This is a genomic window from Acidovorax sp. GW821-FHT11A03, assembly GCF_058809075.1.
Map to the genome: position 1 here is coordinate 210750 of NZ_JBXASG010000009.1, position 23658 is coordinate 234407.

Annotated in this window: 17 protein-coding genes and 1 riboswitch; of the genes, 3 read left to right on the plus strand and 14 right to left on the minus strand. The window is 67.2% G+C overall.

Annotation, left to right across the window (positions count from 1 at the left end; all coding sequences use genetic code 11):
- Nucleotides 1-14: 14 nt before the first annotated feature.
- The 4 genes from AC1RVY_RS22305 to AC1RVY_RS22320 are packed head-to-tail and all read right to left on the minus strand — an operon-like array spanning nucleotide 15 to nucleotide 3314.
- A complete protein-coding gene (locus AC1RVY_RS22305) occupies nucleotides 15-722 on the minus strand; it encodes an ABC transporter ATP-binding protein (protein WP_218296569.1) in 708 nt (235 codons plus the stop codon).
- The gene (locus AC1RVY_RS22310; RefSeq protein WP_492808213.1) at nucleotides 709-1473 is read right to left on the minus strand and encodes an ABC transporter ATP-binding protein; all 765 of its coding nucleotides are present in this window, start codon (nucleotides 1471-1473) and stop codon (nucleotides 709-711) included. Before AC1RVY_RS22310 ends, AC1RVY_RS22305 begins: the two co-directional genes overlap by 14 nt.
- Nucleotides 1466-2449: a branched-chain amino acid ABC transporter permease gene (locus AC1RVY_RS22315; RefSeq protein ID WP_218339186.1), complete on the minus strand. Its 984-nt coding sequence runs from the start codon at nucleotides 2447-2449 to the stop codon at nucleotides 1466-1468. The genes AC1RVY_RS22310 and AC1RVY_RS22315 overlap by 8 nt, the downstream gene beginning before the upstream one ends.
- 1 nt (nucleotide 2450) lies before the next feature.
- Nucleotides 2451-3314, minus strand: coding sequence for a branched-chain amino acid ABC transporter permease (locus AC1RVY_RS22320; protein ID WP_218296566.1), 864 nt, complete (start codon nucleotides 3312-3314; stop codon nucleotides 2451-2453).
- Between the two features lie 424 nt (nucleotides 3315-3738).
- Here AC1RVY_RS22320 and AC1RVY_RS22325 point away from each other — a divergent pair, with 424 nt between their 5' ends.
- Nucleotides 3739-4881 carry a serine hydrolase domain-containing protein gene (locus AC1RVY_RS22325; RefSeq protein WP_492808215.1) on the plus strand — a complete coding sequence of 381 codons (1143 nt, stop codon included), beginning with the start codon at nucleotides 3739-3741 and terminating at the stop codon, nucleotides 4879-4881.
- 56 nt (nucleotides 4882-4937) lie between these two features.
- Nucleotides 4938-5501, plus strand: a complete 564-nt coding sequence (locus tag AC1RVY_RS22330; RefSeq protein WP_369641073.1) for a shikimate kinase — start codon at nucleotides 4938-4940, stop codon at nucleotides 5499-5501.
- Between the two features lie 101 nt (nucleotides 5502-5602).
- Here the strand turns inward: AC1RVY_RS22330 and AC1RVY_RS22335 are convergent, their stop codons facing one another.
- From AC1RVY_RS22335 to AC1RVY_RS22350, 4 genes are all read right to left on the minus strand, one after another.
- Complete coding sequence (locus tag AC1RVY_RS22335) at nucleotides 5603-6313, minus strand: glycosyltransferase family 2 protein (RefSeq protein WP_492808218.1); 711 nt, start codon at nucleotides 6311-6313, stop codon at nucleotides 5603-5605.
- A gap of 138 nt (nucleotides 6314-6451) precedes the next feature.
- Nucleotides 6452-7336 (minus strand): UbiA family prenyltransferase, encoded by an 885-nt coding sequence (locus AC1RVY_RS22340; protein ID WP_492808220.1) that lies wholly within the window; start codon nucleotides 7334-7336, stop codon nucleotides 6452-6454.
- Complete coding sequence (locus AC1RVY_RS22345) at nucleotides 7336-10920, minus strand: hypothetical protein (protein ID WP_492808222.1); 3585 nt, start codon at nucleotides 10918-10920, stop codon at nucleotides 7336-7338. Before AC1RVY_RS22345 ends, AC1RVY_RS22340 begins: the two co-directional genes overlap by 1 nt.
- A 219-nt stretch (nucleotides 10921-11139) precedes the next feature.
- Entirely contained in the window at nucleotides 11140-12066 is a 927-nt protein-coding gene (locus tag AC1RVY_RS22350; RefSeq protein ID WP_492808224.1) for a LysR family transcriptional regulator, read from the minus strand.
- 214 nt (nucleotides 12067-12280) lie between these two features.
- On the opposite strand from AC1RVY_RS22350, the gene AC1RVY_RS22355 reads away from it, so the two are divergent.
- Nucleotides 12281-12685: a RidA family protein gene (locus AC1RVY_RS22355; RefSeq protein WP_492808226.1), complete on the plus strand. Its 405-nt coding sequence runs from the start codon at nucleotides 12281-12283 to the stop codon at nucleotides 12683-12685.
- A gap of 99 nt (nucleotides 12686-12784) precedes the next feature.
- On the opposite strand, the gene AC1RVY_RS22360 is transcribed toward AC1RVY_RS22355, so the two are convergent.
- The 6 genes from AC1RVY_RS22360 to AC1RVY_RS22385 all read right to left on the minus strand — a co-directional run bounded on the left by AC1RVY_RS22360 (nucleotide 12785) and on the right by AC1RVY_RS22385 (nucleotide 23651).
- Complete coding sequence (locus AC1RVY_RS22360) at nucleotides 12785-16303, minus strand: putative Ig domain-containing protein (protein WP_492808228.1); 3519 nt, start codon at nucleotides 16301-16303, stop codon at nucleotides 12785-12787.
- Nucleotides 16304-16660: 357 nt separating this feature from the next.
- Nucleotides 16661-19375, minus strand: coding sequence for a methionine synthase (metH, locus tag AC1RVY_RS22365; RefSeq protein ID WP_492244773.1), 2715 nt, complete (start codon nucleotides 19373-19375; stop codon nucleotides 16661-16663).
- A gap of 51 nt (nucleotides 19376-19426) precedes the next feature.
- A riboswitch (S-adenosyl-L-homocysteine riboswitch) is annotated at nucleotides 19427-19533 on the minus strand.
- A 29-nt stretch (nucleotides 19534-19562) separates the two neighbouring features.
- Complete coding sequence (locus AC1RVY_RS22370) at nucleotides 19563-21266, minus strand: IPTL-CTERM sorting domain-containing protein (protein WP_369641066.1); 1704 nt, start codon at nucleotides 21264-21266, stop codon at nucleotides 19563-19565.
- Between the two features lie 123 nt (nucleotides 21267-21389).
- Nucleotides 21390-22103, minus strand: a complete 714-nt coding sequence (locus tag AC1RVY_RS22375; RefSeq protein WP_370627742.1) for a hypothetical protein — start codon at nucleotides 22101-22103, stop codon at nucleotides 21390-21392.
- A gap of 146 nt (nucleotides 22104-22249) precedes the next feature.
- The gene (locus AC1RVY_RS22380) at nucleotides 22250-23290 is read right to left on the minus strand and encodes an aliphatic amidase (RefSeq protein ID WP_492808230.1); all 1041 of its coding nucleotides are present in this window, start codon (nucleotides 23288-23290) and stop codon (nucleotides 22250-22252) included.
- Nucleotides 23291-23306: 16 nt separating this feature from the next.
- Nucleotides 23307-23651, minus strand: a complete 345-nt coding sequence (locus AC1RVY_RS22385; RefSeq protein ID WP_492808232.1) for an FmdB family zinc ribbon protein — start codon at nucleotides 23649-23651, stop codon at nucleotides 23307-23309.
- Nucleotides 23652-23658 lie beyond the last annotated feature (7 nt).

Here is a 23658-nt window from a genome sequence, read left to right on the forward strand (position 1 = left end):
CTGCTCCTCATCTCCTATGCGCCGATGTAGGCCCGGCGCACGGCCTCGTTGTTCATGAGGCTGTCGCGGTCGCCCTCCATCACGATGCGGCCGCTCTCGATGACGTAGGCGCGGTGCGCGATCTTGAGCGCCGCGAACGCGTTCTGCTCGGCCAGCAGCACCGTGGTTCCGGCCTGGTTGATGCGCTGGATGACCTCGAAGGTCTGTTTGATGACCAGCGGCGCCAGGCCCAGCGAGGGCTCGTCGAGCAGCAGCACCTTGGGCCGGCCCATCATGGCGCGGCCGATGGCCACCATCTGCTGCTGGCCGCCGCTGAGCGAGCCCGCGGGGTCGTCCTTCTTCTCGGCCAGGATGGGAAACAGCGCGAACACCTCGTCCAGCACCTTCCTGCTGCCCGCCGTGTCGCCCCGGTGCACGTAGGCGCCCAGCATCAGGTTCTTGAGCACCGACATGCCGGGGAACAGCTTGCGCCCCTCGGGGCACTGCACCACGCCGTGCTGCACGATCTGAGAGGGCTTCATGCCCGCCAGCTCCCTGTCGCCATAGCGGATGCTGCCCCCGGCGGCCTTGTGGATGCCGCTGATGGTCAGGAAGATCGAGCTCTTGCCCGCGCCGTTGGCGCCCAGCAGCACCACCAGCTCACCCTGCCGGGCATGCAGGCTCACGCCATTGAGCGCCTGGAAGCTGCCGTATTTGAGCGAGAGATTGTCAAGCTGCAGCATGCTCGCTCCCCAGGTAGGCGTCGACGACGGCCGGGTTGGCGCGGATCTCGGCGGGGGTGCCCTCGGCGATCTTCTCGCCGTAGTTCAGCACCATGATCTTGTCGGCCAGGCTCATGATCATGTTCATCTTGTGTTCGATCAGGCACACGGTGAGGCCATGGGCCACCATCTTGCGGATGAGCTGGGCCAGGCCTTCGGTCTCGTCGGGGTTCACGCCGCCGGCGGGCTCGTCCAGCAGCACCAGGCGCGGCCCGGTGGACAGCGCCAGCGCGAAGGCCACGCGCTTGCGCTCCTCCTGCGAGATGTCGCCCGCCATGCGGTTTTCCAGGTGCGCGAGGCCCACGAAATCGAGCGCCTCGCGCGCCTTCTCGCGGCAGATGCGCTCTTCCTCGCGCAGGCGGCTGGAATTGCACAGCACGTCGAGCAGGCCCGAGCGCGTGCGCAGGCGGTGGCCCACGATGAGGTTGTCCAGCACCGAGGCCATGTCAAAGAGCGCCGTGGTCTGGAAGGTGCGCGCCACGCCCAGGCGCGCCACCTCGTCGGTGCGCAGCGAGGTCACGTCGCGCCCCTCCAGCGTGATGGTGCCCGAGCTGGGCCGGTGCATTCCGCTGATGAGGTTGAAGAACGTCGTCTTGCCGGCACCGTTGGGGCCGATGATCGCGTTGATCCTGCCGGCCTCGATGGTGGTGCTGACGTTGTTGACGGCGGCCAGGCCGCCGAAGCGCTTGGTGAGGTGTTCGATCTTAAGCACGGTCGCCTCCTGCGGGCGGTGTGGCGGACGGCCGGGTGGCGCGGCGTGCCTTCCAGCCCAGGTAGGTGCCCACGATGCCGTGCGGCACGAAGATCACCAGCAGCACGAGGATGGGACCGAAGACAAGGAAGCGGTACTCCTGCAGGAACTGCAGGTACTGCGTGAGCCAGGGCATGGCGAGCGCGCCCAGCAACGGGCCCAGCAGCGTCCCCAGCCCCCCGATGAGCATGTACATGGTCATGTCGAAGGTGTGCTCCACCCCCGCCACGCCGGGCCCGATGAAGCGCACATAGCCCGCATACAGCCCCCCCGCGATACCCGCGTAGAACACCGACAGCATGAACGCCAGCACCTTGTTGCGCATGAGGTTGATGCCCAGCGACTCAGCCAGCTCGTCGCTGTTGCGGATGGCCATGAAGGTGCGCCCGAGCAGCGAGTTGACGATACGGCGCATGGCCCACATGCCCACCACCAGCCAGAAGAAGGCCAGGTAGTACAGCGCCAGCGGCGTGTCGAACCGCAGCCCCCCGATGGGCGACGGGGCGGGGATGCCGATGATGCCCACCGTGCCATGGGTGAGCCCTTCCCATTTCTCGATCACGAGGAACATGATGTAGCCCACGCACAGCGTGAAGATCGAGAAGTAGTGCCCCTTGAGCCGCAGCGACAGGACGCCGATGAAGAAGCCCAGCACGGTGGTGACCACGCCCGAGAGCGCGAACGCCACCCAGAACGGCACCTGGTGGTCCACCGTGAGGATGCCCACCGTGTAGGCGCCCACCGCCATGAAGCCGCTGTGCGCCAGGTTGAACTGCCCCGTGTAGCCCGTGATGAGGTTCAGGCCGATGGTGGCGATCGCAAAGATGTAGGCGGTGCCCATCACCGTGAGGTGGTAGTCATTGCCCACGAACAGGGGAAACGCCAGCCCGGCGGCCAGCAGCAGGGCCCAGCCCCATTTGCCTTCCAGGAATGCCATGTCAGCGCACCCCCTTGGTGAACAGGCCCTGCGGACGCACCGACAGGATGGCCACGAGCAGCACGAAGGCGATGATGTCCTTGTAGTCGGTGGAGATGTAGAACGCCCCGAAGCTCTCGGCAAAGCCGATGATGAGCCCCCCGATGATGGCGCCGGGCACGCTGCCCATGCCCCCCAGGATGATGATCACGAAGGCCTTGGTGATCACGAGGTGCCCCATGGCCGGGTACACGAGGTTGATGGGCGCGTACAGCGTGGCGGCCACCGCGGCCAGCGCGCCCGAGATGGCGAAGGTGAGCATGGCCACGCGGTTCGCGTCGATGCCCACCAGCGACGCGCCATCGCGGTTCTGCGCCATGGCGATGATGGTCGAGCCCGTCACCGTCTTCTTGAGGAACAGGTGCAGCACCACCATGAGCACGAAGGCCGCCGCGATGATCAGCAGGCGCTGCACCGGCGCCGTGACTCCGCCCAGGTCGATGATGCCGGTGTACGGCGTCTGCATGCGGTGGAAGTCCGCGCCCCACAGGGCCTGCGCGCCGGCCTCCAGGAACAGCAGCACCCCGATGGCCGCGATCATCGGATGCAGGCCCGAGGCATTGCGCAGCGGGTGGAACACCAGCCGCTCCGACACCACGCCGATCAGCGCCACGGCAAGGGCCGAGCCCGCCATCGCCACCCAGTAGTTGAAGCCCCAGGCCGCCATGAGGTGCCACGACACGAACGCCCCGGCCATGTAGAACGCGCCATGGGCGAAATTGGGCACGTGCAGGATGCCGTACACCAGCGTGAGGCCCAGGGCCACCAGGCTGTAGATGCCGCCCAGCGTGAGGCCGTTGAGCACTTGCTGCAGGAACAGGTCCATCAACCACCCCTCCCTGCGAGCGGTGCGCGGCCGTGCTGCGCGGGCGGCATGGCCTCGGGGCGTGGGCTCGGGGCGTCCCCGCGGGGGCGTGTCTCCATCGTCGTGCTCCTGGTAGGTTTGCAGACAGGCTGCGGCCATCGGCCCAGCCGCCCCGCATGCCGCACGCGATGCGCCGAAGCGGCGCGATCCCCTTGCGGTCGAGGCCGGGCCAGCTTAATAACGAAGCCCCGGATGCCCAACCTCGTATTCCGCTGTGCAGAACATTTCAGGGTAATCACCCAGCGATTGGCGGGTGCGCCAGTCATCTGCGCGACTTGCCGCCGCGGGATGCCGCAACAGACTGAAACAATCCGTCCACCACCGGCGACGTTCCGACACGCGGAACGTGCACGGGGCCCATTGCCACCACCGTCTCGAGGAACCCATGCACCCAGCCCCCCTGGCACGCCTGTGCCACGTACTTCAAGCCCATGTGGACCAGGGCGTGCTGCCCGGCGCGGTGGCGCTGGTGCACCACCAGGGCCGCACCGTGCTGCACCAGGCGGTGGGCGCACAGCGCCCCGGGGCGGACGCCCCCGCCATGGAGCACGACACGCTCTTTCGCATCTACTCGATGACCAAGCCGATTGCCTCGCTGGTGGCACTGATGCTCATGGAGGAAGGCCGCCTGCTGCTGGCACACCCCGTGTCGCACTACCTGCCCGCGTTTGCCGGGCAGCAGGTGTACGACCCTGCCACCGGCCAGCGGGCACCCGCGCCGCGCGAGGCCACCGTGCACGACCTGCTGCGCCACACCGCCGGCCTCAGCTACGCGTGGGAGGCGGGCCCGGTGCCCGACCTGTACCGCGCTGCCCGCATTGGTTCGCGCCGCCACACCAATGCCGGTCTCGCGGCCGCGCTGGGCCCCCTGCCGCTGGTGCATGCGCCCGGCAGCCGCTGGGAGTACAGCCGCGCCACGGATGTGCTGGGCGCCGTGCTCGAGGTGGTGGAAGGCGCGCCCCTGGGCACCATCCTGCAGCGCCGCGTGTTCGGGCCCCTGGGCATGCACGACACGGGCTTTAGCGTCCCTCCCCGGAACCTGCACCGGCTGGCCGAGCCCTTCGCGCGCGACCCGCAGACGGGTACCGAGGTCGCGCTGATCGACGTGGCCGCCCCGCCCGCGTTTGAATCCGCCGGGGGCGGGCTGGTGTCCACCGCCGCGGACTACGCGCGTTTCCTGCAGCTCCTGCTGGGCCGGGGCACCCTGGAAGGCACGGACGGCCCCGTGCGGCTGGCCAGCCGCGCCACGGTGGATTTCATGACGGCGGACCACCTGGGCGGCATCCCCACGGCCGGCGACGTGCTGCCCCCCGGCTACGGATTCGGGCTGGGCGTGGCGGTGCGCACGGCCACCGGGCTGGCGACGCGCCCCGGCTCGGCGGGGCACTACAGCTGGAGCGGACTGGGCGGCACCTTCTTCCTCGTGGACCCGGCGCAGGACCTGTTCGCCATCCTGCTCACACAGGCCCCGGGACAACTGCGCTACCTGAGCGAGCTGTATCCGGCCCTGGTGTACGCCGCGCTCTGAGCGCCCGCCGCCTTACACTCTGCGTCCAGTTGGGCAGCCATAACAACAGGAAATTTATGCAGATTCGCTGTGCACTGGTCGGTATGCCCGGCTCGGGCAAATCCACCATCGGCCGGCAACTCGCCCACCGGGCGGGTGTTCCATTCGTCGACCTGGACCACCGGCTGGAGCAGACCCTCGGCACCACCATCCGCAGCTTTTTCGAAGCGGAAGGCGAAGCGCGCTTTCGCGATGTCGAGTCCCAGGTCCTGGCCGAGGTGGCGCAGGAGCCTGGCGGCATGGTGCTCTCCACCGGTGGCGGCGCCGTGCTGCGCCCGGCCAACCGGGAGGTGCTGCGCCGCTTCGGCAACGTGCTGTACCTGCGCGCCTCGCCCGAAGAGATCTACCGCCGCGTCAAGCACGACAAGACCCGGCCACTGCTGCAGGTGGGCAACCCCATGGACAAGCTGCGCGAGCTGTACGCGCACCGCGACGGCCTGTACCGCGAAACGGCCCACTTCGTGATCGAGACCGGCCGCCCCACGGTGCACACGCTGGTCAACATGATCATGATGCAGCTGGAGATGGCGGCGGCCAGCGCCAGGGAGTCACCCCCACCAGCCGACGGCCTGCTGCCCTAGAGGGGGGTGGGGTTTCCGATGCCCCGTGCCACCCTCGCCGGGGCTTGCCGGGGCTTGCCGGCAAGGCGATTCAACCCGGGCCAATCCAGCCAGAAACTGACTTACCTGAAAAGGTTGTACTTCACTATGCAGTAAAGGGCGCGAACGCCGTCTTTCCATCCGATCTTCTTTCCCTCTTCGTAGGTTCTGCCGAAGTAGGAAATACCGACTTCATATATGCGGCACCGCAATTTCGACACCTTGGCCACAATCTCCGGCTCGAACCCGAACCGGTTTTCCTCGATGTGGATGGACTGGATTATTTCGCGCCGGAAGGCCTTGTAGCAGGACTCCATGTCCGTCAGATTCAGGTTGGTGAATACATTGGAAACCAGTGTCAAGAAGCCATTGCCTACGCGGTGCCAGAAATAAAGGACGCGATGGCAGTTTCCACCGATGAAGCGGGAGCTGAAGACCACGTCGGCCTTGTTCGACAGGATGGGATCGATCAATATCGAATATTCCTGCGGATCGTATTCAAGATCCGCATCCTGGATGACCACGATATCGCCCGTGGCAAGTTGGATTCCAGACCTGAGCGCCGCGCCCTTGCCCTGGTTGGACGGGTGAAGAACGATCCTGTCGATCTTGCCGGCCAGTTCGTTCGCAAGGATCTCCCGGGTTCCATCGGTGGAAAAATCATCGATGACGATGATTTCCTTGGAGGGATAAGGCGCGGCGCGCACCGCATCGATGATGCTGCGGATGGTTTTTTTCTCATTGAAGCAGGGAATGATGACCGTCAGCTTCGCCGAGGAGGGCATGCTTTGCATGGCTGAATCTATTTCTGTAGGCACGTGGCTTGGATGGTGGTGACGATGTGATCCGGGGGCCATGATGCCCGCGCGCGGATCCAAGCACAGACGGCACCCGCCCGATGTCCTGGAAGGGCGGCAGCCTGCATGCGTGCTTCACGCCAGGAAGACGGACAGGACCATGGCCACTCCGATGCACGCATACAGCGCGCGGTAGCGCACCTGGAGCCTGCGCACACTCTCGAACGTGAGGCCTTCGCGCATCGCCTGCAGCGTCCAATAGCCATGCAGCGGGTAGAACGCCGCGACCAGCGCCAGTCCCTGGGGGATGGTGCCCCTCAGGGCCAGCACGATCAGCAGAACATTGGCGAACGTGAAAAGCGCGAAGCCGGTGAGGAAGCTTCGCTTCTCGCCGAATTTCACGGCATTGGTCTGAATGCCATTGCGCAAGTCCGCCGCGCAATCGCGAACCTCCTGGGTCAGGTGTCCCGCGCTGAATATCGTGGCGAAGAACAATCCGATCTCCACGCCCCTGGCATCGGGAACCTGGAATACCGAATAGCCCAGGAGAAAATGCAGCACCCCACTGAACACATGAAGAAACGAATTGGCGAGCGGGACGCCCTTCATGTGGACATGGGGGATGGAGTACAGCGCACTCGCGACGGCGATCATCAGCCCGAGGCCGAGCGTCGCCGGGCCCAGGATACCGAAGGCCATCAGGCCCAGCACGAGCAGCAGCAGCAGCAGGGCGCCGATCTCATGGCGGTGGATGCCCCGGTTCAGGAACACGCCCGCGGATCTGGACGGATCCCGGAGATCCTGCTGGACCCCGGACCAGTCGTTGAGCAAAAAGACATGGGCCACCAGAAAGGCGTTTCCCGCGGCCAGCAGCAGCAGCGCCGCCGCGCCCTGGACCGTGAAGCTGCTCATTGCAAAGACGGCGCCCAGCAAGGGCGCGCCCTGCAGGACCAGGACTTCGTCGAACCGGATGCACGACAGCAGGCGCAGAACCCACCGGGCTCCTCGTGGGCGGTCCATCATGGTGTTTTCAGAACAGCCTGGCCGCCGCCGGCTGCATCGCGGTCGTTGTCATGGGTCCCCAGCAGTCCCAGGCGCACGCTTTCCTGGTACAGCTTGAGCCAGATGGCATAACCCACGTCTTCAGACCAGTAGAACCGTCGTACCGACGCGGTCAGATCGTTGTGGTACAGCAAGGGCGGGTTCAGCTTCACCGGCGAGAAGCCATCCTTCGACAGTGCCTCCAGCAATGGGCGGACCTCGGCCGGCGTGGGCGCCTTGTCCGTGCCCCCCTCCTCCAGCCGCTGCAGCAGGTGGCCGGCGTCCAGCCAGATGGCCTGTCCGGGGATCGCCGTTTGCAGACGCGATGGCGGCAGCTGCAACGCGCAGCCCGCGGCCTTCATATCGGCCTGCCGCATGACGGGCACCAGCGGCGCCCTGCGGTAGTACACCCAGAGGCGATCCTGATCGACGGCCTGGCCCAGCGCGCCGCACAACGACCGGGCCGCGGGCGGGTCGGCCTGCGACAGCCACATGAGCACATGCATCTGGATGGCCACGTCGGTGGGATTCGGATCGGCGCCCGGGTCAATGCACCGGTAGTCATTGCGCTGCCCCAGCCAGGTCTTGTACAGGCCTTCGGCGGTGCGGTACTGCTCCAGCACCGCCAGGGCGGCCGGTCGCAGCGCATCGGCACCGGGGGCGAGACGCCATGCCAGGGCCGTATCGTCGGAATCCGGCGTGATGGGGCACAGCCCGTGCGTGGTCATGGCGCGGCCGTCGGGCCTGCCATGGTAGCGAACGAGTCCGCTGGCCTCGATCTGGCTGCGCAGATGCGCACGCGCCCGCTCCAGGCTCCCTCCAAGCCCCGCCGGGACGCCCTTCGAACCCAGAACATCGATCATCATCGAGGTGACGTAGGTATTCATTTCCAGCCTGGGCGCCTCGAAACGCTCTTCGCCGGTGTACGCGGTGAGCCAATAGCCATCGACCTGCTGCCTGCGGCTGATCAGGCCCACCGCCTGGCGTGCGCTGTGGGCAAGCCCGCCCTGGCGGGTGTGGCCGGGGCCGTGGCTCTCCGGGCCGGGCGAAGCGGAGCGTGCCGCGGCGCCGGGTGCCGCCACGGGCGCCGATTCGACGCGAATCTCGTGCAGGCCGACGACCAGGTTCCGCGTATCCCCGTTTGGCAGCGGATTGATCGTGGCGGCATCCACGGCAAAGAAGCTGATGATGTTCCGCCCCGCATGGAGACGGGTGCGCACCACCAGGGACGTCTTTCCCCGGAAGATGTGCTCGCCGCCGGCGGGCACACCGTCATGCAGCACCAGGGTTCTGCGGTCGGGCGCCGTCAGGCCGTGGCCGGGAGATACGTCGAACCGGATGTCCACATCGCGCTCCTCCCGCGACCACAGCCCGAACTCGATGCCCTCGGCATGCCCCTGTCCCATCCACAGGAATCCGGCCTCCCGGCCGCCGAGGTTTTCAATGGGCCAGGGGGTCTCCAGCAAGGTCGGATCGATCCCTACCTTGGCCTTGAGGGTGTCGGCGATCCTGATCAAGGGGGCGGCGGCGGGGGCCTCCGTGGTCTGGAAGGGTTTCTCATTCGCCAATGCGGTGCCGCTCACTTCGAACAGCCGCATGCGGGGCGTCTTGAGGGGCACCGCCTTCAGTCCGGCCTGCGCGGCCAGCCACGTCACCATCTCGCGCGTATCGAGGGCCGGAAACCATTCGAAGAATACCTGTTCATCGTTCTGGACCAGGACGTGGGTTACCTTTTCCGATGCGATCAGGCGGCCCATTCTTGCCGGATCGAAGGGCCCCGTGCCCCAAGGAATCACCGCGTTGGAATAGCCTGTGGCCGGAGAGAAAAGCGGATAGTCGCGAGCGTCCTGGTGCCCCACGAAAAGAATGCGGGCGCCAGCCGGCATGAGGGGTCCGACAATCTCTTCAAAAGGTTCGTTGAGCAGCTTTTCGGAGGCCGGCACGGCGATCGCCTGCACGGCATCGTAGGCCAGCGCTCTCATGGGCTGGTATGCGCAGTACGCGACCACCATCGCGATGAGCGCCTGGGCGGTTTTCCTCGCGGAAAGGTACGGCACGATCAAGGCGATGCCGACAGGCAGCCACAGTGCATAAGGCCCGATGAGAAACCGCCCCGGCACATCGGACTGGGCCATCCACCGCGCACCGAAAAGAACTGCGCCCAGCAAGGGGACCGCCATCAGCGTCAGCGCCGAAATCGCGGTCAGCCCCGCCTTTGGCCAGGTTGCCACCACGTTGCGGATCAACCGCGGCACGGCCACCAGCAGCACGGGAATCCATAGCAGCCCCCACAGTGAAAACCGCGTGGAATGCTCCGGCAGCGCATACACGTACTTGCCCGGCCAGGGGCCGCTGCTTTCGCTGGCCAGGGGCGCGCCAGCCCCGATGGCATGAATGACCTGGTTGGCCGCGCTGCCAAGGCGGGTCCGCACTTCACCCGAGGCCGGCACGTCCGGCAACTCCAGCAGCAGGAACACGAAACGGACGGCGTGCGTATAGATCACCTGGGGCGTGACATCCGCCTGGACGACGCGCCGGACTTCCTGCGGCCCCAACGGGTGGTGGTAGAGGGCCGTGTTGAATGCGAGGGGGACGAGCACCGCACTGAGCAGGCCCGCGCACACCCATCCCCCTGCCAGCGCCTTGAATCGCGCGGGGCGCGCAATCTGGCCGGGCGTCCACCACACGATCAGCAGCAAGCTGGGAATCATCGCCACGGGAAACGACCGGACGTTGATGCTCAATACCGTGAACACCCCCAGAAAGAAGTAAGGGACCCTCGATCCATCGGGCCGGGAGCAAAGGCACACCACCCAGTAGGCCAGCCCCAACAGGGTGACGATGGACCAGATTTCCGGCTTGAGGCCCACCGCACTGGATGCCACGAGCGGCGTCGAGACCAGGATCAGCACACCCACCAAGGCCACTGTCTGGCCCAGCTTCAGCGCACGCAATAGAAAATACTGGCCCACCGCCGCCAATGGAAACGCGAGCCAGAAGACAACGCGGCCCCACGCCTCGGTTTTGGTCAACAGCACCGGCCACAAGAAAAACAGCTCGCTCCCGAACGGAATCATGGTCTGCCGGATATTGTGCGTCTCGAACGGGAATACCGTCTGGTGCTGAATCCAGTAAATGACCCGCGAAGCGTGGTACATCCTGTCGTCGAAATTCTGGATCGGCGCCAGGGCCTGCATTACCAGCGACATGAAAATGATTCCGCAAATGGCCACCAGGGCGATCACACCCCACGATGAAAGCTCAGCGGAAAATGCCTTCAGCCTGTCGCCCAACCCCTTCCAGGCTTCCAGGAAACCACGAAACGTGGGCCGGCCCACGCCCTTCGTCAGCTGCAGGGTGGCCGCGCACATAACGACCTGAACCAGTATCCAGCCCATGGGATTCAACTGGTGCAGCAATGAAGTCAGGCTCGCTAGGGCACCCACCTGAAGCATCGCGCTGGCAATGCAAATCCAGAAACCGTCGGCCGGAGAACGGGCAAGGCATGAGGCCCAGCGCAGGGAAGACCAGATAATCAACAGCAGGGAGATCAGGAAAATCATATACCCAGGCAATATTGAGCTCCCTTTGCGCCGGCAAGACATTACCAGTCGAAATCGGAATCCATTGGCGGCACAAATAGTTACCAATTGAATATAGCATAGCCCCAAAATCCGCCGCCGCGAATCATGCCGGGCCGCCAGCACGCCGGGCCCGGATATTCCGGGCACCGCGCATGAAGGGCGGCGGCAGGCCGCGAGCCTACACCGCCCCGGCGCCTTTCAGCCCTGCCGCGCAGCCCTCAGCGGTGCATGCAGCGCCATCAGCTCCACCACCCAGTCAATGAACACCCGGACCTTGGCGCTCACATGGCGGTTGGGCGGGTAGGCCACGTACAGGGGCATGGGGTCCATCGTCCAGCCTTCAAACAATGGCACCAGCTCGCCGCTGGCCGCGTGCGGCCGCGCCATGTAGCTGGGCAGCCACAGCACCCCCATGCCGGCCAGCCCTGCGGCCAGATAGGCATTGCCGTCGTCCATCGCGCACACGTAGCGGCCCTGCACGTGGATGCTCTCGCCGCCGCGGCGCATGGCATAGGGAATCGGCTTGCCGGTGCGCGCCCACAGGAAACCCACGATGCGGTGGTGCGAGTCCTCCAGCTCCCCCGGGTGCGCGGGCACGCCCGCGTGCCGCAGGTAGCTGGGAGCGGCAAACACGCGCAGTGCGAGCTCGCCCACCTGGCGGGCGATGAGGGACTGGTCGGTGAGGGTGCCGCCGCGCACCACGCAGTCCACGTTCTCGCCCAGCATGTCCACGCGGCGGTCGCTCACGCCCATGTCGAGCTGGATGTCGGGATACCGCGCGTGGAACGCGGGCAGCGCGGGGACGAGGACGAGCCGGGCCAGGGGGCTGGGCACATCCACCCGCAGGCGGCCCCGGGGCGCGGCGGCGGCGGTGGAGAGGCTGGTCTCGGCGTCGTCCAGGTCGGCCAGCAGGCGCACCACGCGCTCGTAGTAGGCGGCGCCATCGGCGGTGACATGGACCTTGCGCGTGGTGCGGTTGAACAGCCGGACCCGCAGGCGTGCCTCCAGTTGCTGCACCAGCTGGGTCACCGTGGTCTTGCTCATGTGCAGGGTTGCCGCCGCCTTGGTGAAGCTGCCGGTTTCCACCACCCGCGCGAAGGCCTGCATTGCGTCAAAACGGTCCATGGGGATGCTCCGGTGCGGCCGCCTCAGGGGGGCCCGTGGGGTGCGCGGGCCGAGCCCGTGCCGCGCTGCAATGGGCCTGGTGCGGCCCGCGATTGTTTGGATTCTAAGAACAGTGATGGACAGGCTTGCCTGTTTATCGGCCGGCCCCGCGCTTCTACAGTGCCTTCATCGTCAACACGGGGCGGCTTGCCGGCCCTACCGAAGGAGTTTTTTCATGGCCCAACGTGATGTGGTGTTTCCGGCCGGTCGCCAGGCGCTGTACGAGCGCAACCGCTATTCGCCGGCGGTGCGGTCCAACGGTTTTCTGTTCGTGTCGGGCCAGGTGGGCAGCCGCGAGGATGGCTCGCCCGAGCCCGACCTGAAGGCGCAGGTGCGGCGGGCGTTCACCAACCTGGACGCGGTGCTGCAGGCGGCGGGCTGCACCTTTGACGATGTGGTGGACGTGACGATGTTTGTCGTCAACCCCGAGGCGAACTTTGAAGCGGTGTGGAGCATCGTGCCCGAGTTCTGGGGCGTGGCGCCCCACCCCACGCTGACGGGCATTGGCGTGACCTGGCTGTATGGGTTTCAGTTCGAGATCAAGGTGATTGCCCGGCTGCCGCAAGGCCAGGGCGGCTGAATCTTGCAGGGAGCGGATGGCTGCAATCTTTGAATGAAATGGGGCCCCAGCGCTTATCCCGAAAGCGCTGGCAGCTATGATTTTCATATCAACCGCACATTACCCCGCGCCCCGGCGGCGCTGGCCTGCGGCCACGGCCAGCAGACCCAGGGCCAGCCACCAGATCAGCCCGTCGCCCAGCGGCACGGCCGTGGCGGCCAGCCCGAAGCCCGCGCCACCCGCGTCCACGATGGCGCCGTTTGCGGCCAGGTCATCATCCCCCAGGGCGCCGTCGGTGATGGAGAAGGTCGCCACCGCGCCCGCCACCCTGGCGGGCAGGGTGTACCAGCGTGGCGCCGCGTTGGGCGGGCTGGCCGGCGTGGGGCCGTACTTCCAGTACTGGGTGTGGGCCGGCAGCGCGCCGGGGTAGGTGATGGTGAACTGCAGCGTGCTGCCCGGCGTGCAGCCCGTGGTGGCGAAGTCAAACAGCCCGTGCGGAAACTGCACCCCCGCCGGGGCGCTGTGGGCGGGCGGGCTGGACGCGTGGCCCGACGGCGGGATGAACTGCGCGCTGGCGAACACGCACCCCGCACCGCCGCCGCCAAAGCTGGCCGTGATGGTGCCCGAGCCCGTGGGGGACGGGCCGCTGTAGGTCTGCGCCAGCGCCACCTGCAGCGTGTAGGCCTGGCTGCCTGTATAGGCCGCCCCGCTGGCGTCGGTGGCCGTGACGGTGAAATGGTAGGTGCCCGGTGCGCCCACGGTACCGGCCAGCACGCCAGCCGTGCTCAGCGCCAGGCCCGGGGGCAAGGCGCCGGTGCTCACGGCATAGCTGTGCGGGGCCAGCCCACCGGCCGCCGCGAGGGCCTGGCTGTAGGCGCTGTACGCGCCGGCAGCGGGCAGCGTGGCGGGCGCCAGGGTGACGGTGGGGGCTCCCACCGTGAGCGCCACGGCCTGCGCGCCGTTGAACGGGCCGGCGCCGGTGCTGCTGTCGGTGGCGGTGAGGTGGAGGTTGAACGCACCGGCCACCGAGGGCGTGCCCGACACCGTGGCGCTGTCGGCCGTGGTGGCCGTGACCGACAGGCCCGCGGGCAGGTTCTGCACCTGCAGGCCCGTGTAGGGCGCGGCGCCGCCGCTCCAGGTGAAGGTGCGGGTGTAGGCGCTGCCCACCGTGGCGGTCTGCGCGCTGTTGGGGCTGACCACCAGGGTGGGCGGGCTCACGGTCAGCGTGACGGTGGCGGGCGACGATGTGCCGGAGGTGTTGGTGGCGGTATAGGCAAGACTGTCACTGCCCGCATAGCCCGGCGTGGGCGTGTACTGGAGGGTGGTGCCACTGACCATCGCCGTGCCGTGCGCGGCCGGTGTGGTGAGGGCCAGCGATGTGGCCGCCCCGCCGGAGAGGCTCAGCGGCACGGCGTTGCCGCTGGAGCCATAGGCCACCGTGTGCGCCGAGTGGCTGGCCACCGGCGCCGCATCGGCCACCACCAGCGTGTAGGCGCGCGTGGCGGTGTAGGGGCCGGTGCCGGTGCTGCTGTCGGTGGCGGTCACGCTGAAGTTGAAGGACCCCGTGGCCGTGGGCGTGCCCGACAGCACGCCACCCGCGCTGAGCAGCAGCCCGCCTGGCAACGCCCCGGCCGTGACGGCATGGGTGTACGGCGCCGTGCCGCCCGATGCCGCGAGCGGAGTGCTGTAGGCCACGGTGCGCGTGCCGCCCGGCACGGTGGCGGGGGCCAGCGACACCGTGGGGCTGGCAATGGCCAGGGTATAGGCCTGCGAGCCCGCATACGGCCCCGGAAAGGCGCTGCTGTCGGTGGCGGTGACCGTGAAATTGAACGCACCGCCCGCCGTGGGCATGCCGCCGAGCAGCCCGCCGGTGGACAAGGCCAGCCCCGTGGGCAGCGCGCCCGCCGTCACCGCGAATGCATAAGGGCCTGCGCCACCGCTCCCCGCCAGGGTCTGGCTGTAGGCCGCCGCCACCGTGCCGACTGGCAGGGTGCCGGGGCCGACGGCCACAGGCACATCGTCGTTGGTGATGGTGCCCAGGCCCTGGTTGTCGGCGATGGTGGCGTTGACGGCGCCGCTCAGGTGGACGAAGAAGGTCTCGTGGGCCTCGGGCGTGGTGTCGCCGACCACGGGCACCGTGACGGTGAGCAAGGTTTGCCCTGGCGTGAAAGTCAGCGTGCCGCTGGTGGCGGTGTAGTCGCCGGGCTGCGTGGCCGTGCCGTTGGCCGTGGCGTAGTTGACGCTGGTGGTGAAGCCACTCGGCGCGCTCAGGGACACGGTGAAGACGGCGCCGGTGGTACCGCCGTGGCCCTCCACCACGGTCACATCGTTGATCGACAGGCTGGGGGCCGCGTCGTCGTTGACGATAGTGCCCTGGCCCTGCGCGTCGCCCGCCACGGCATTCACCAGATTGGTCACATTCACCCAAAACGTTCTGTCCGGCTGGAAGAGCGCATTGCCCGGCACCTGCACCACGAAGGGGTAGGTGCTGCTGCCTGCGGGTATGGCCTGGCCCGCGAGGCTGTGCGCCACGTAGTCGGCCCCCGCGGTGGCCGTGCCATTGGCCGTGGCGATGTCGAAGGTGACGCCGCCCGGCCCGGCGGGCGCGCTGAGACTGACCGTGAAACTGAAATGGGCCATGCCCGCATTGCCTTCGCTGGCCGCCACGTCGTTGATGGACAGCACGGGCTGCTGGCTGACCACCAGCGTGTAGTTCTCCAGCTCGAAATAGCTCCCAGGCCCCGTGCTGGCGTCCGTGACCCGCAAGGTCACCGGGTAGCTGCCCAGGGACGCCGCCGTGGTGCCGCTGACCACGCCCGCGCCGGAGATGCTGATGCCCGCCGGGAAGCTGCCCGTCTCCAGCAGATAGCTGTAGGGCGACACACCGCCCGTGGTGGCCAGTGCTTGCGAGAAGGGCTGGCCCTGCACCGCCGTTCCCGTGGGGGTGGCCAGCGCCAGGCTCGGGTTGCCCACCGTGCCGGTGTAGCCCTTGTCCACGAACAGGCCGCCATGGTCGGTGGAGCGCACGCTGAAGGTGTAGCCCCCGCGCCGGGTGGGCGTGCCGGTGATGGCGCCCGAACCGGCCAGGCCGAGGCCCGGGGGCAGCGCGCCGCCTTGCAGCGTGTAGGTGTATGGCGCCGTGCCGCCGCTGGCGCTGAGGGCCTGCGAAAACGGCGTGCCCGCCGTCAGGGCGGGCAATGTTGCGGGTGCGACCGCAATGGGAGACGACGAGGGATGGATGGTGACCGTCACGCCCACGACGCTTTGCGCAGTGGCGTTGCCCGATGCGTCGGTGAACTCGAAGTAGTCGCTGGTGGCGCTGTTGCCATTGTGGCTGTAGTCCAGGACCCAGTTCGGTCCGGTGATGCGCAGGTTGGCACTGCCATGCACAGGCAACGCCGGCCCGTCCACCGGACCGGTGCCCGCCCAGCCAATACCTGGCGTGCAGTCGGTCACGTCGATGGTGACCGTGCCGCCTTGCGTGACCCCACCACCCTTGGCCGGGCAGATGAGCGAGGTGTGCGCGGCGCTGGCCATGCCAGGCTGCAGCAAACCCGCCAGCAGCGCCGCGCAAGCCAGCAGGCGCAGGGCCGCATGATGGAGCCCCTCCGGAAATCCATGGAAACGCAGCATTGGCATCGCCCCTACACAGTTCTTTGTCTTGTGCTTGGGCGGGCCCTGCGCGGCCCACGGCGGGAGCCACTGTCCTGTGAAAAGTGCAGCGGCAGCGCCGCACCGAGCTTGTCCCAATCGTGGCTGATTACATGCTGCGCCCTGGCAAATAGCATCCCTCCTGAAGTAGGGTTCCCACTGCCGAAAACACGCGCCAGGCATGGCGCAGGCGCGCCGGTCTGGAGGCAGGCCCATGGCTTGCGAAGCGCTTTCCGGCAAAGCCACCAACAGAAAGGCCCCGCGTGCGGGGCCTTTCTGTCCATTCGATCAAATCAGCCCCTGGCGCTTATCCATCAAGCGCCAGAGGCTATAAAATCAATAGCATCACAGATTCGGCGCCAGCAACCGCTCCAGCACCTTCTCATCCATCCTGCGGCGCTGCGCCATGTCGTGCAACTGGTCTTCACCGATCTTGCCGACGTTGAAGTACACGGCATCCGGATGACCGATGTAGAAGCCGCTCACGCTGGCCGCCGGCATCATGGCCAGGCTTTCGGTGAGGGTCATGCCGATGTCTTCGCACTGCAGCACACGGAACAGCTCGCTCTTGGCGCTGTGGTCGGGGCAGGCGGGGTAGCCGGGCGCGGGGCGGATGCCGCGGTACTTCTCGGCGATCATGTCGTCGTTGCTCAGCGCCTCGCCGGCGGCATAGCCCCACAGGTCGGTGCGCACGCGGTGGTGCAGGGCTTCGGCAAAGGCTTCGGCCAGGCGGTCGGCCAGGCTCTTGAACAGGATGGCGGAGTAGTCGTCCAGCGCATCGATGAAGGCCTTTTCCTTCTTCTCGATCCCCAGGCCCGCCGTCACGGCGAACATGCCGGCGTAGTCGGCAATGCCGCTTTCCTTGGGCGCCACGAAGTCGGCCAGGCAGCGGCTGGGGCGGGTCACGCCGTCGATGGTGTGCTTTTCCGCTTGCTGGCGCAGGCCGTACCAGGTCATGGCGACCTCGGTGCGGGTGTCGTCGGTGTAGAACTCGATGTCGTCGTCGTTCACGCTGTTGGCGGGCAGCAGCGCCATCACGCCGCTGGCCGTGAGCCACCGGCCTTCGATGATCTTTTTCAGCATGGCCTGGCCATCGGCAAACACGCGCGTGGCCTCCACGCCCACCACCTCATCGGTGAGGATGGCGGGGTACGGGCCGGCCAGGTCCCAGGTCTGGAAGAACGGGCCCCAGTCGATGTACCTGGCCAGCTCGGCCAGGTCGAAGTTCTTGAACACGCGGCGGCCCAGCGCACGTGGCACGGCGGGCTGGTAGGCGGACCAGTCCACGGGTGTCTTGTTCGCGCGGATCTTGGCCAGGGGCCACAGGGGCGTGGCCTTCTTGTTGGCGTGCTGGATGCGCACCTTGTCGTAGTCGGCATTCAGCTCGTCCACGTAGTTCTGCACGCCGTCGCCCAGCAGGCTCTGCGCCACGCTGACGCTGCGCGAGGCATCGGGAACGTAGACCACGGGGCCTTCGTAGTGCGGCGCGATCTTCACGGCGGTGTGCACGCGGCTGGTGGTGGCGCCGCCGATGAGCAGCGGGATCTTCTTGATGCGGAAGTGCTCGTCCTTCTGCATCTCGCCCGCGACGTACTGCATTTCTTCCAGGCTGGGGGTGATCAGGCCCGACAGGCCCACGATGTCGGCGCCCTCGACCTTGGCGCGCGCCAGGATCTCGTGGCAGGGCACCATCACGCCCATGTTCACCACCTCGAAGTTGTTGCACTGGAGCACGACGGTGACGATGTTCTTGCCGATGTCGTGCACGTCGCCCTTGACGGTGGCGATGACGATCTTGCCCTTGCTGCGCACGTCGCGCCCTGCCAGTTCGTCCTGGCGCTTTTCTTCCTCGATGTACGGAATCAGGTGGGCCACGGCGGACTTCATCACGCGCGCGCTTTTCACCACCTGGGGCAGGAACATCTTGCCGGCGCCGAACAAATCGCCCACCACGTTCATGCCGTCCATGAGCGGGCCCTCGATCACGTGCAGCGGACGGCCGCCCCTGGCCAGGATCTCGCGGTAGGCCTCTTCGGTGTCCTCGGTGATGAAGTCGGTGATGCCGTGCACCAGCGCATGCGACAGGCGCTCGCCCACGGTCTTGGGGTGCTCGGGCGTGCCGCGCCATTCGAGTTTCTTGCTCTCGTCCTTGGCGCCGCTCTTGGCGGTTTCGGCGATCTCGACCAGGCGCTCGCCGGCGTCGGGGCGGCGGTTGAGCACCACGTCTTCCACGCGCTCGCGCAGCACGGGCTCGAGGTCGTCATACACACCCACCATGCCGGCATTGACGATGCCCATGTCCATGCCCGCCTTGATGGCGTGGTACAGGAACACGGTGTGGATGGCCTCGCGCACGGGGTCGTTGCCCCGGAAGCTGAACGACACGTTCGACACGCCGCCCGAGACCTTGGCGCCCGGCAGGTTCTGCTTGATCCAGCGCACGGCCTCGATGAAATCGACGGCGTAGTTGTTGTGCTCTTCGATGCCGGTGGCCACGGCGAAGATGTTGGGGTCGAAGATGATGTCTTCGGGCGGGAAGCCCACTTCATCGACCAGGATGCGGTAGGCGCGTTCGCAGATTTCGATCTTGCGTTCGTAGGTGTCGGCCTGGCCTTTTTCGTCAAACGCCATGACCACCGCAGCGGCGCCGTAGCGGCGCACCAGGCGCGCCTCGTGCTTGAACTTGTCCACGCCCTCCTTCATGGAGATGGAGTTGACGATGCCCTTGCCTTGCACGCAACGCAGGCCGGCTTCGATCACCTCCCACTTGGAGCTGTCCACCATGATGGGCACGCGCGCGATGTCGGGCTCGGACGCGATGAGCTGCAGAAAGCGCACCATGGCGGCCTTGCTGTCGAGCATGGCCTCGTCCATGTTGATGTCGATGACCTGGGCGCCGTTCTCCACCTGCTGGCGCGCCACGGCCAGGGCCTCTTCGTACTGGCCGTTCAAAATCATGCGCGCGAACGCCTTGGAGCCGGTGACGTTGGTGCGCTCGCCGATGTTGACGAACAGCGTGCCCTCGCCAATGGAGACAGGCTCCAGGCCGGACAACTTCATGGGGGGGACGGACAAATCTGACATAAGGCTCACCTGCGCGGCACAAGGGGGTTCAGGTGAGCGTCGTTGTCAATGTACTGAGGGATGCGCGGCCCAAGCCTGACGAGCCGCCATGCCCCACCAGGGCACGGCAAGCCGCTGCAACGCTCCTTGGACCAGGGGCCGATTGTAGTTGGCCCGCCCGCGGTCAGCGCATCTGGCGGCGCTGGCCCAGCGCGGCCAGCAGCACCAGGCCGGCGAGCAGCCACAGCGCCCATTCCGACAGGGACGGAATCGCGCTCGGGGCCGCCGCGATGGTGTCGGTGTCGGTGGCGCTGTTGTTGCCGGGGTTGGGGTCGGTCACGCCACCTGGTGCCGCGACGGTCGCGGTGTTGACCAGTGTCCCCGTCGCCGACGCGCCTACCGTGGCGCTGACGGTGTAGGTCACCGATCCGCCCGCGGGCAGGTTGACGGTGTCGTTGATGCTGCCACTGCCCGCCGCCGTGCAGGTGCCGCCGCCCGCGCCCACGCAGGTCCAGGTGCCGGTCAGCACCGCGGGCAGGGTGTCCGCCACCGTTGCCCCAGCGACGCCGGAGGGCCCGGCATTGCTCGCGGTGATGGTGTAGGTCACCGAGCCGCCCGGGGTGGCCGTGGTCACGCCGTCCGTCTTGGTGATGGCCAGATCCGCCTGCGGCGTGACGGTGTCGGTGTCGGTGGCGCTGTTGTTGGCCGGGTTGGGGTCGGTCACCCCGCCCGGCGCCGTCACCGTCGCCGTGTTGACCAGCGTTCCCGTGGCCGCCGCACTCACCGTCGCGCTGACGGTGTAGGTCACCGAGCCGCCCGCGGGCAGGTTGACGGTGTCGCTGATATTGCCGCTGCCCGCCGCCGTGCAGGTGCCTCCGCCCGCGCCGACGCAGGTCCAGGTGCCCGTGAGGGCGGCGGGGAAGGTGTCCACCACGCCCGCGCCTGCGGCGTTCGATGGGCCGGCGTTGCTGGCGGTGATGGTGTAGGTGACCGAGCCGCCCGGAACGGCCGTGGTCACACCATCCGTCTTGGTGATGGCCAGGTCGGCTTGCGACGCGAGGGTGTCGGTGTCGGTGGCGCTGTTGTTGGCGGGGTTGGGATCGGTCACCCCGCCCGGCGCTGTCACCGTCGCCGTGTTGACCAGCGTTCCGGTCGCCGAACCGCTGATCGTGGCGCTCACCGTGTAGGTGACCGATCCCCCCGCGGGCAGGTTGACGATGTCGTTGATGTTGCCGCTGCCCGCCGCCGTGCAGGTGCCTCCGCCCGCGCCGACGCAGGTCCAGGTGCCGGTGAGCGCGGCAGGGAAGGTATCGAGCACCGCGGCCCCCGACGCATTGGACGGCCCCGCGTTGCTGGCGGTGATGGTGTACGTCACCGATCCGCCCGGAACGGCCGTGGTCACGCCATCGGTCTTGGTGATGGACAGATCCGCCTGTGGCGTGAGCGTGTCGGAGTCGGTGGCGCTGTTGTTGGCTGGGTTGGGGTCGTTCACGGCAGACGTCACCGTCGCGGTGTTGGTCAGCGTGCCCGTCGCAGACGCATTGATCACGGCGCTCACCGTGTAAGTCACCGAGCCGCCCGCGGGCAGATTGACGCCATCGTTGATGTTGCCGCTGCCCGCCGCCGTGCAGGTTCCGCCGCCCGCGCCCACGCAGGTCCAGGTGCCGGTGAGCACGGCCGGAAAAGTGTCCGCCACCGTGGCACCGACGGCGGGGTCCGGCCCTGCATTGCTGGCGGTGATGGTGTAGGTCACCGATCCGCCCGGCGTGGCCGTGGTCACTCCATCGGTCTTTGTGATGGAAAGGTCCGCGTCTTGGGCATGCGCTGCGGTCGCGGCCACCATGGCCAACAAGAACGCAGTGAGCCACAGCAATGCACGTTGGCGCATGGTGAAGTCCCGATTTGGAGTGGAAGGGTGGCCAAAGTGTAACGCCACGTTTCCATCTGGAACGTTCATGCGCGTCGGCGCGCGCTGACGGCGCGTCCCGCGCTGGACGCGGTCGAATCGCCCTTAACGCACCGGCAGAAACTGCAGGAAAGTCCCGCCCACGATGCCCTGCACGTAGCTGATGGCAGCGCGGCGGTACTTTTCGGTGGTCAGGGCGGCCAGCAGGTCGAGCCGCGCGATGACCTTGCCGAACTCGCGCTCGAAGCTCAGGTTGCGGCCCTGGGGCCCGATTTCGTCGGCCAGCAGCAGCGGCTGGCCCTGGGCATTGCGGCGCTGGGCCAGCAGCCACACGGCGCTTTCCACATTGCGCGCGGCGTTGTAGAGGTGCTGGGCATCCACACCGTCGAGCAAGAAGAACTCGGTCTTGCCGCCATGGGCCGTGATGATCATGTCGGCCGTCGCATGGATGAACGCCGCCACGCGGTCTCCCGCAAACTCCGGCGCCAGCGCAAAGCCCATCGCGGCGATGTCACGACGCCCCTGCAGTGGCGCCCAGGGCTGGCGCTGCAGGATGGCCGTGCGCACCTGCTCGGCGGCGTGCTCGCGGCTGGTGGTGCTGGTCTTGCGCCATTCGGCGGGGTTGCGGCGGTAGAGCTTGTCCATGAGGCGGAACAAGCCCTCCAGGTTCTCCTGCATGGCCAGCGTGGCCAGGCGGTTCATGTCGGACTGGGCCAGCTCACCGGGCGCGGCGGATGCGCCCTTGACCTCGCCGCGCTGCGTGGGCGCGTTGCCCGCGCAGCCCGCGAGCACGGCGCACAGCAGCGCACAGGACGACATCCACAGGATAGAAAAGAACGGCCCACGCATGGGGGCCGATTATCGGGCGCAGTGCGGGCCTCGCACAGTCGGTTGACACTGTTTGAAGATCTCAGGCCGCTGCAGTGCATCGAACGGGCGAACCCGCGCCACACCCCCCGTTGGCGTCAGCTGCGGCCTGCGCTGTCAGGGTTGGGGATGCCCGCCATCGGGCATTCCTCGGTGCCTACCATGGGCCGCGTGATGGCTTCCACGGCCTTGCGGGTGCCTTCGGGGTCATTCACCCAGCGGGTGTAGAAGTCATACGGGCAGGCGGCCACGCCCTGGTCCCCGTCGCGGGAGTTGATCATGCCGGTGTAGCCCCGGTGCAGCAGCTTGAAGAGGTGGTTTTCTGACTGCCCGTTCCTGCGGAAGTCGCGGATCAGGCTTTTTGACAACGCTGCGTACTGCACCCCGTATTCCTCCTCGCCGCATTCACCGAGCGTTCGGCCATCAAAGCCAATCAGCGCGCTGTGTCCAAAGTAGCTGTACACGCCGTCGAACCCGGCGGCATTGGCCACGGCCACGTAGGTGTTGTTGGCAAAGGCCATGGCCTTGCTCATCAGAATCTGTTGCTCTTTGGCGGGGTACATGTAGCCCTGGCACCGCACGATGAGCTCAGCGCCCTTCATGGCGCAGTCGCGCCAGATCTCGGGGTAGTTGCCGTCGTCGCAGATGATGAGGCTGATCTTCAGGCCCTTGGGGCCTTCGCTCACGTACGTGGTGTCCCCCGGGTACCAGCCTTCGATGGGGGTCCAGGGCATGATCTTGCGGTACTTCTGCACGATCTCGCCCTGGTCGTTCATCAGGATCAAGGTGTTGTACGGCACCTTGTGCGGGTGCTTCTCATGGCGCTCGCCGGTGAGCGAGAAGACGCCCCACACCTTGGCCTTGCGGCAGGCGGCGGCGAAGATCTCGGTCTCCTCGCCGGGGATGGTGGCCGCCGTGTCCATCATCTCCTGGGCGTCGTACATGATGCCGTGGGTGCTGTACTCCGGGAAGATCACCAGGTCCATCCCGGGCAGGCCGGTCTTCATGCCCACCAGCATGTCCGCGATCTTGCGCGCGTTGTCCAGCACCTCGGCCTTGCTGTGCAGGCGTGGCATCTTGTAGTTGACCACCGCCACGCCAACGGTGTCCTTGCTGCTGGAGATATCGCCGTGAATCATGGTGAAGCATCCCCAATCAATGAGAAATCATCCAGGGCCGTTTGCCCGGAAACGCCTTGGCGCCGCTGGGCGCCGTGACCGTGGCCTTGCGGCTTTGCGACGACGAACAGCAACCACAGCCTGCGGGGTGCTTGAGGCGGGCGTAGTCGCCCGAGCGCTGCGGCTCGTGCCGCGCGCGCTCGTTGGTGGCGATGGCGCTGCGTGCGGACGCACTCATGAGCGCCAGGCGCGGTGCGGTGGCAAACACGCGCGGCGATGCGGCGCCGCAGTCCGGGCAGGCGGCGGGTTCGTTGCGGTCGGCCAGCAGGCGGAAGGCATCAAAACCGCCACACTGGGCACAGGCGTAGTCGTAGGTGGGCATGGCGGGT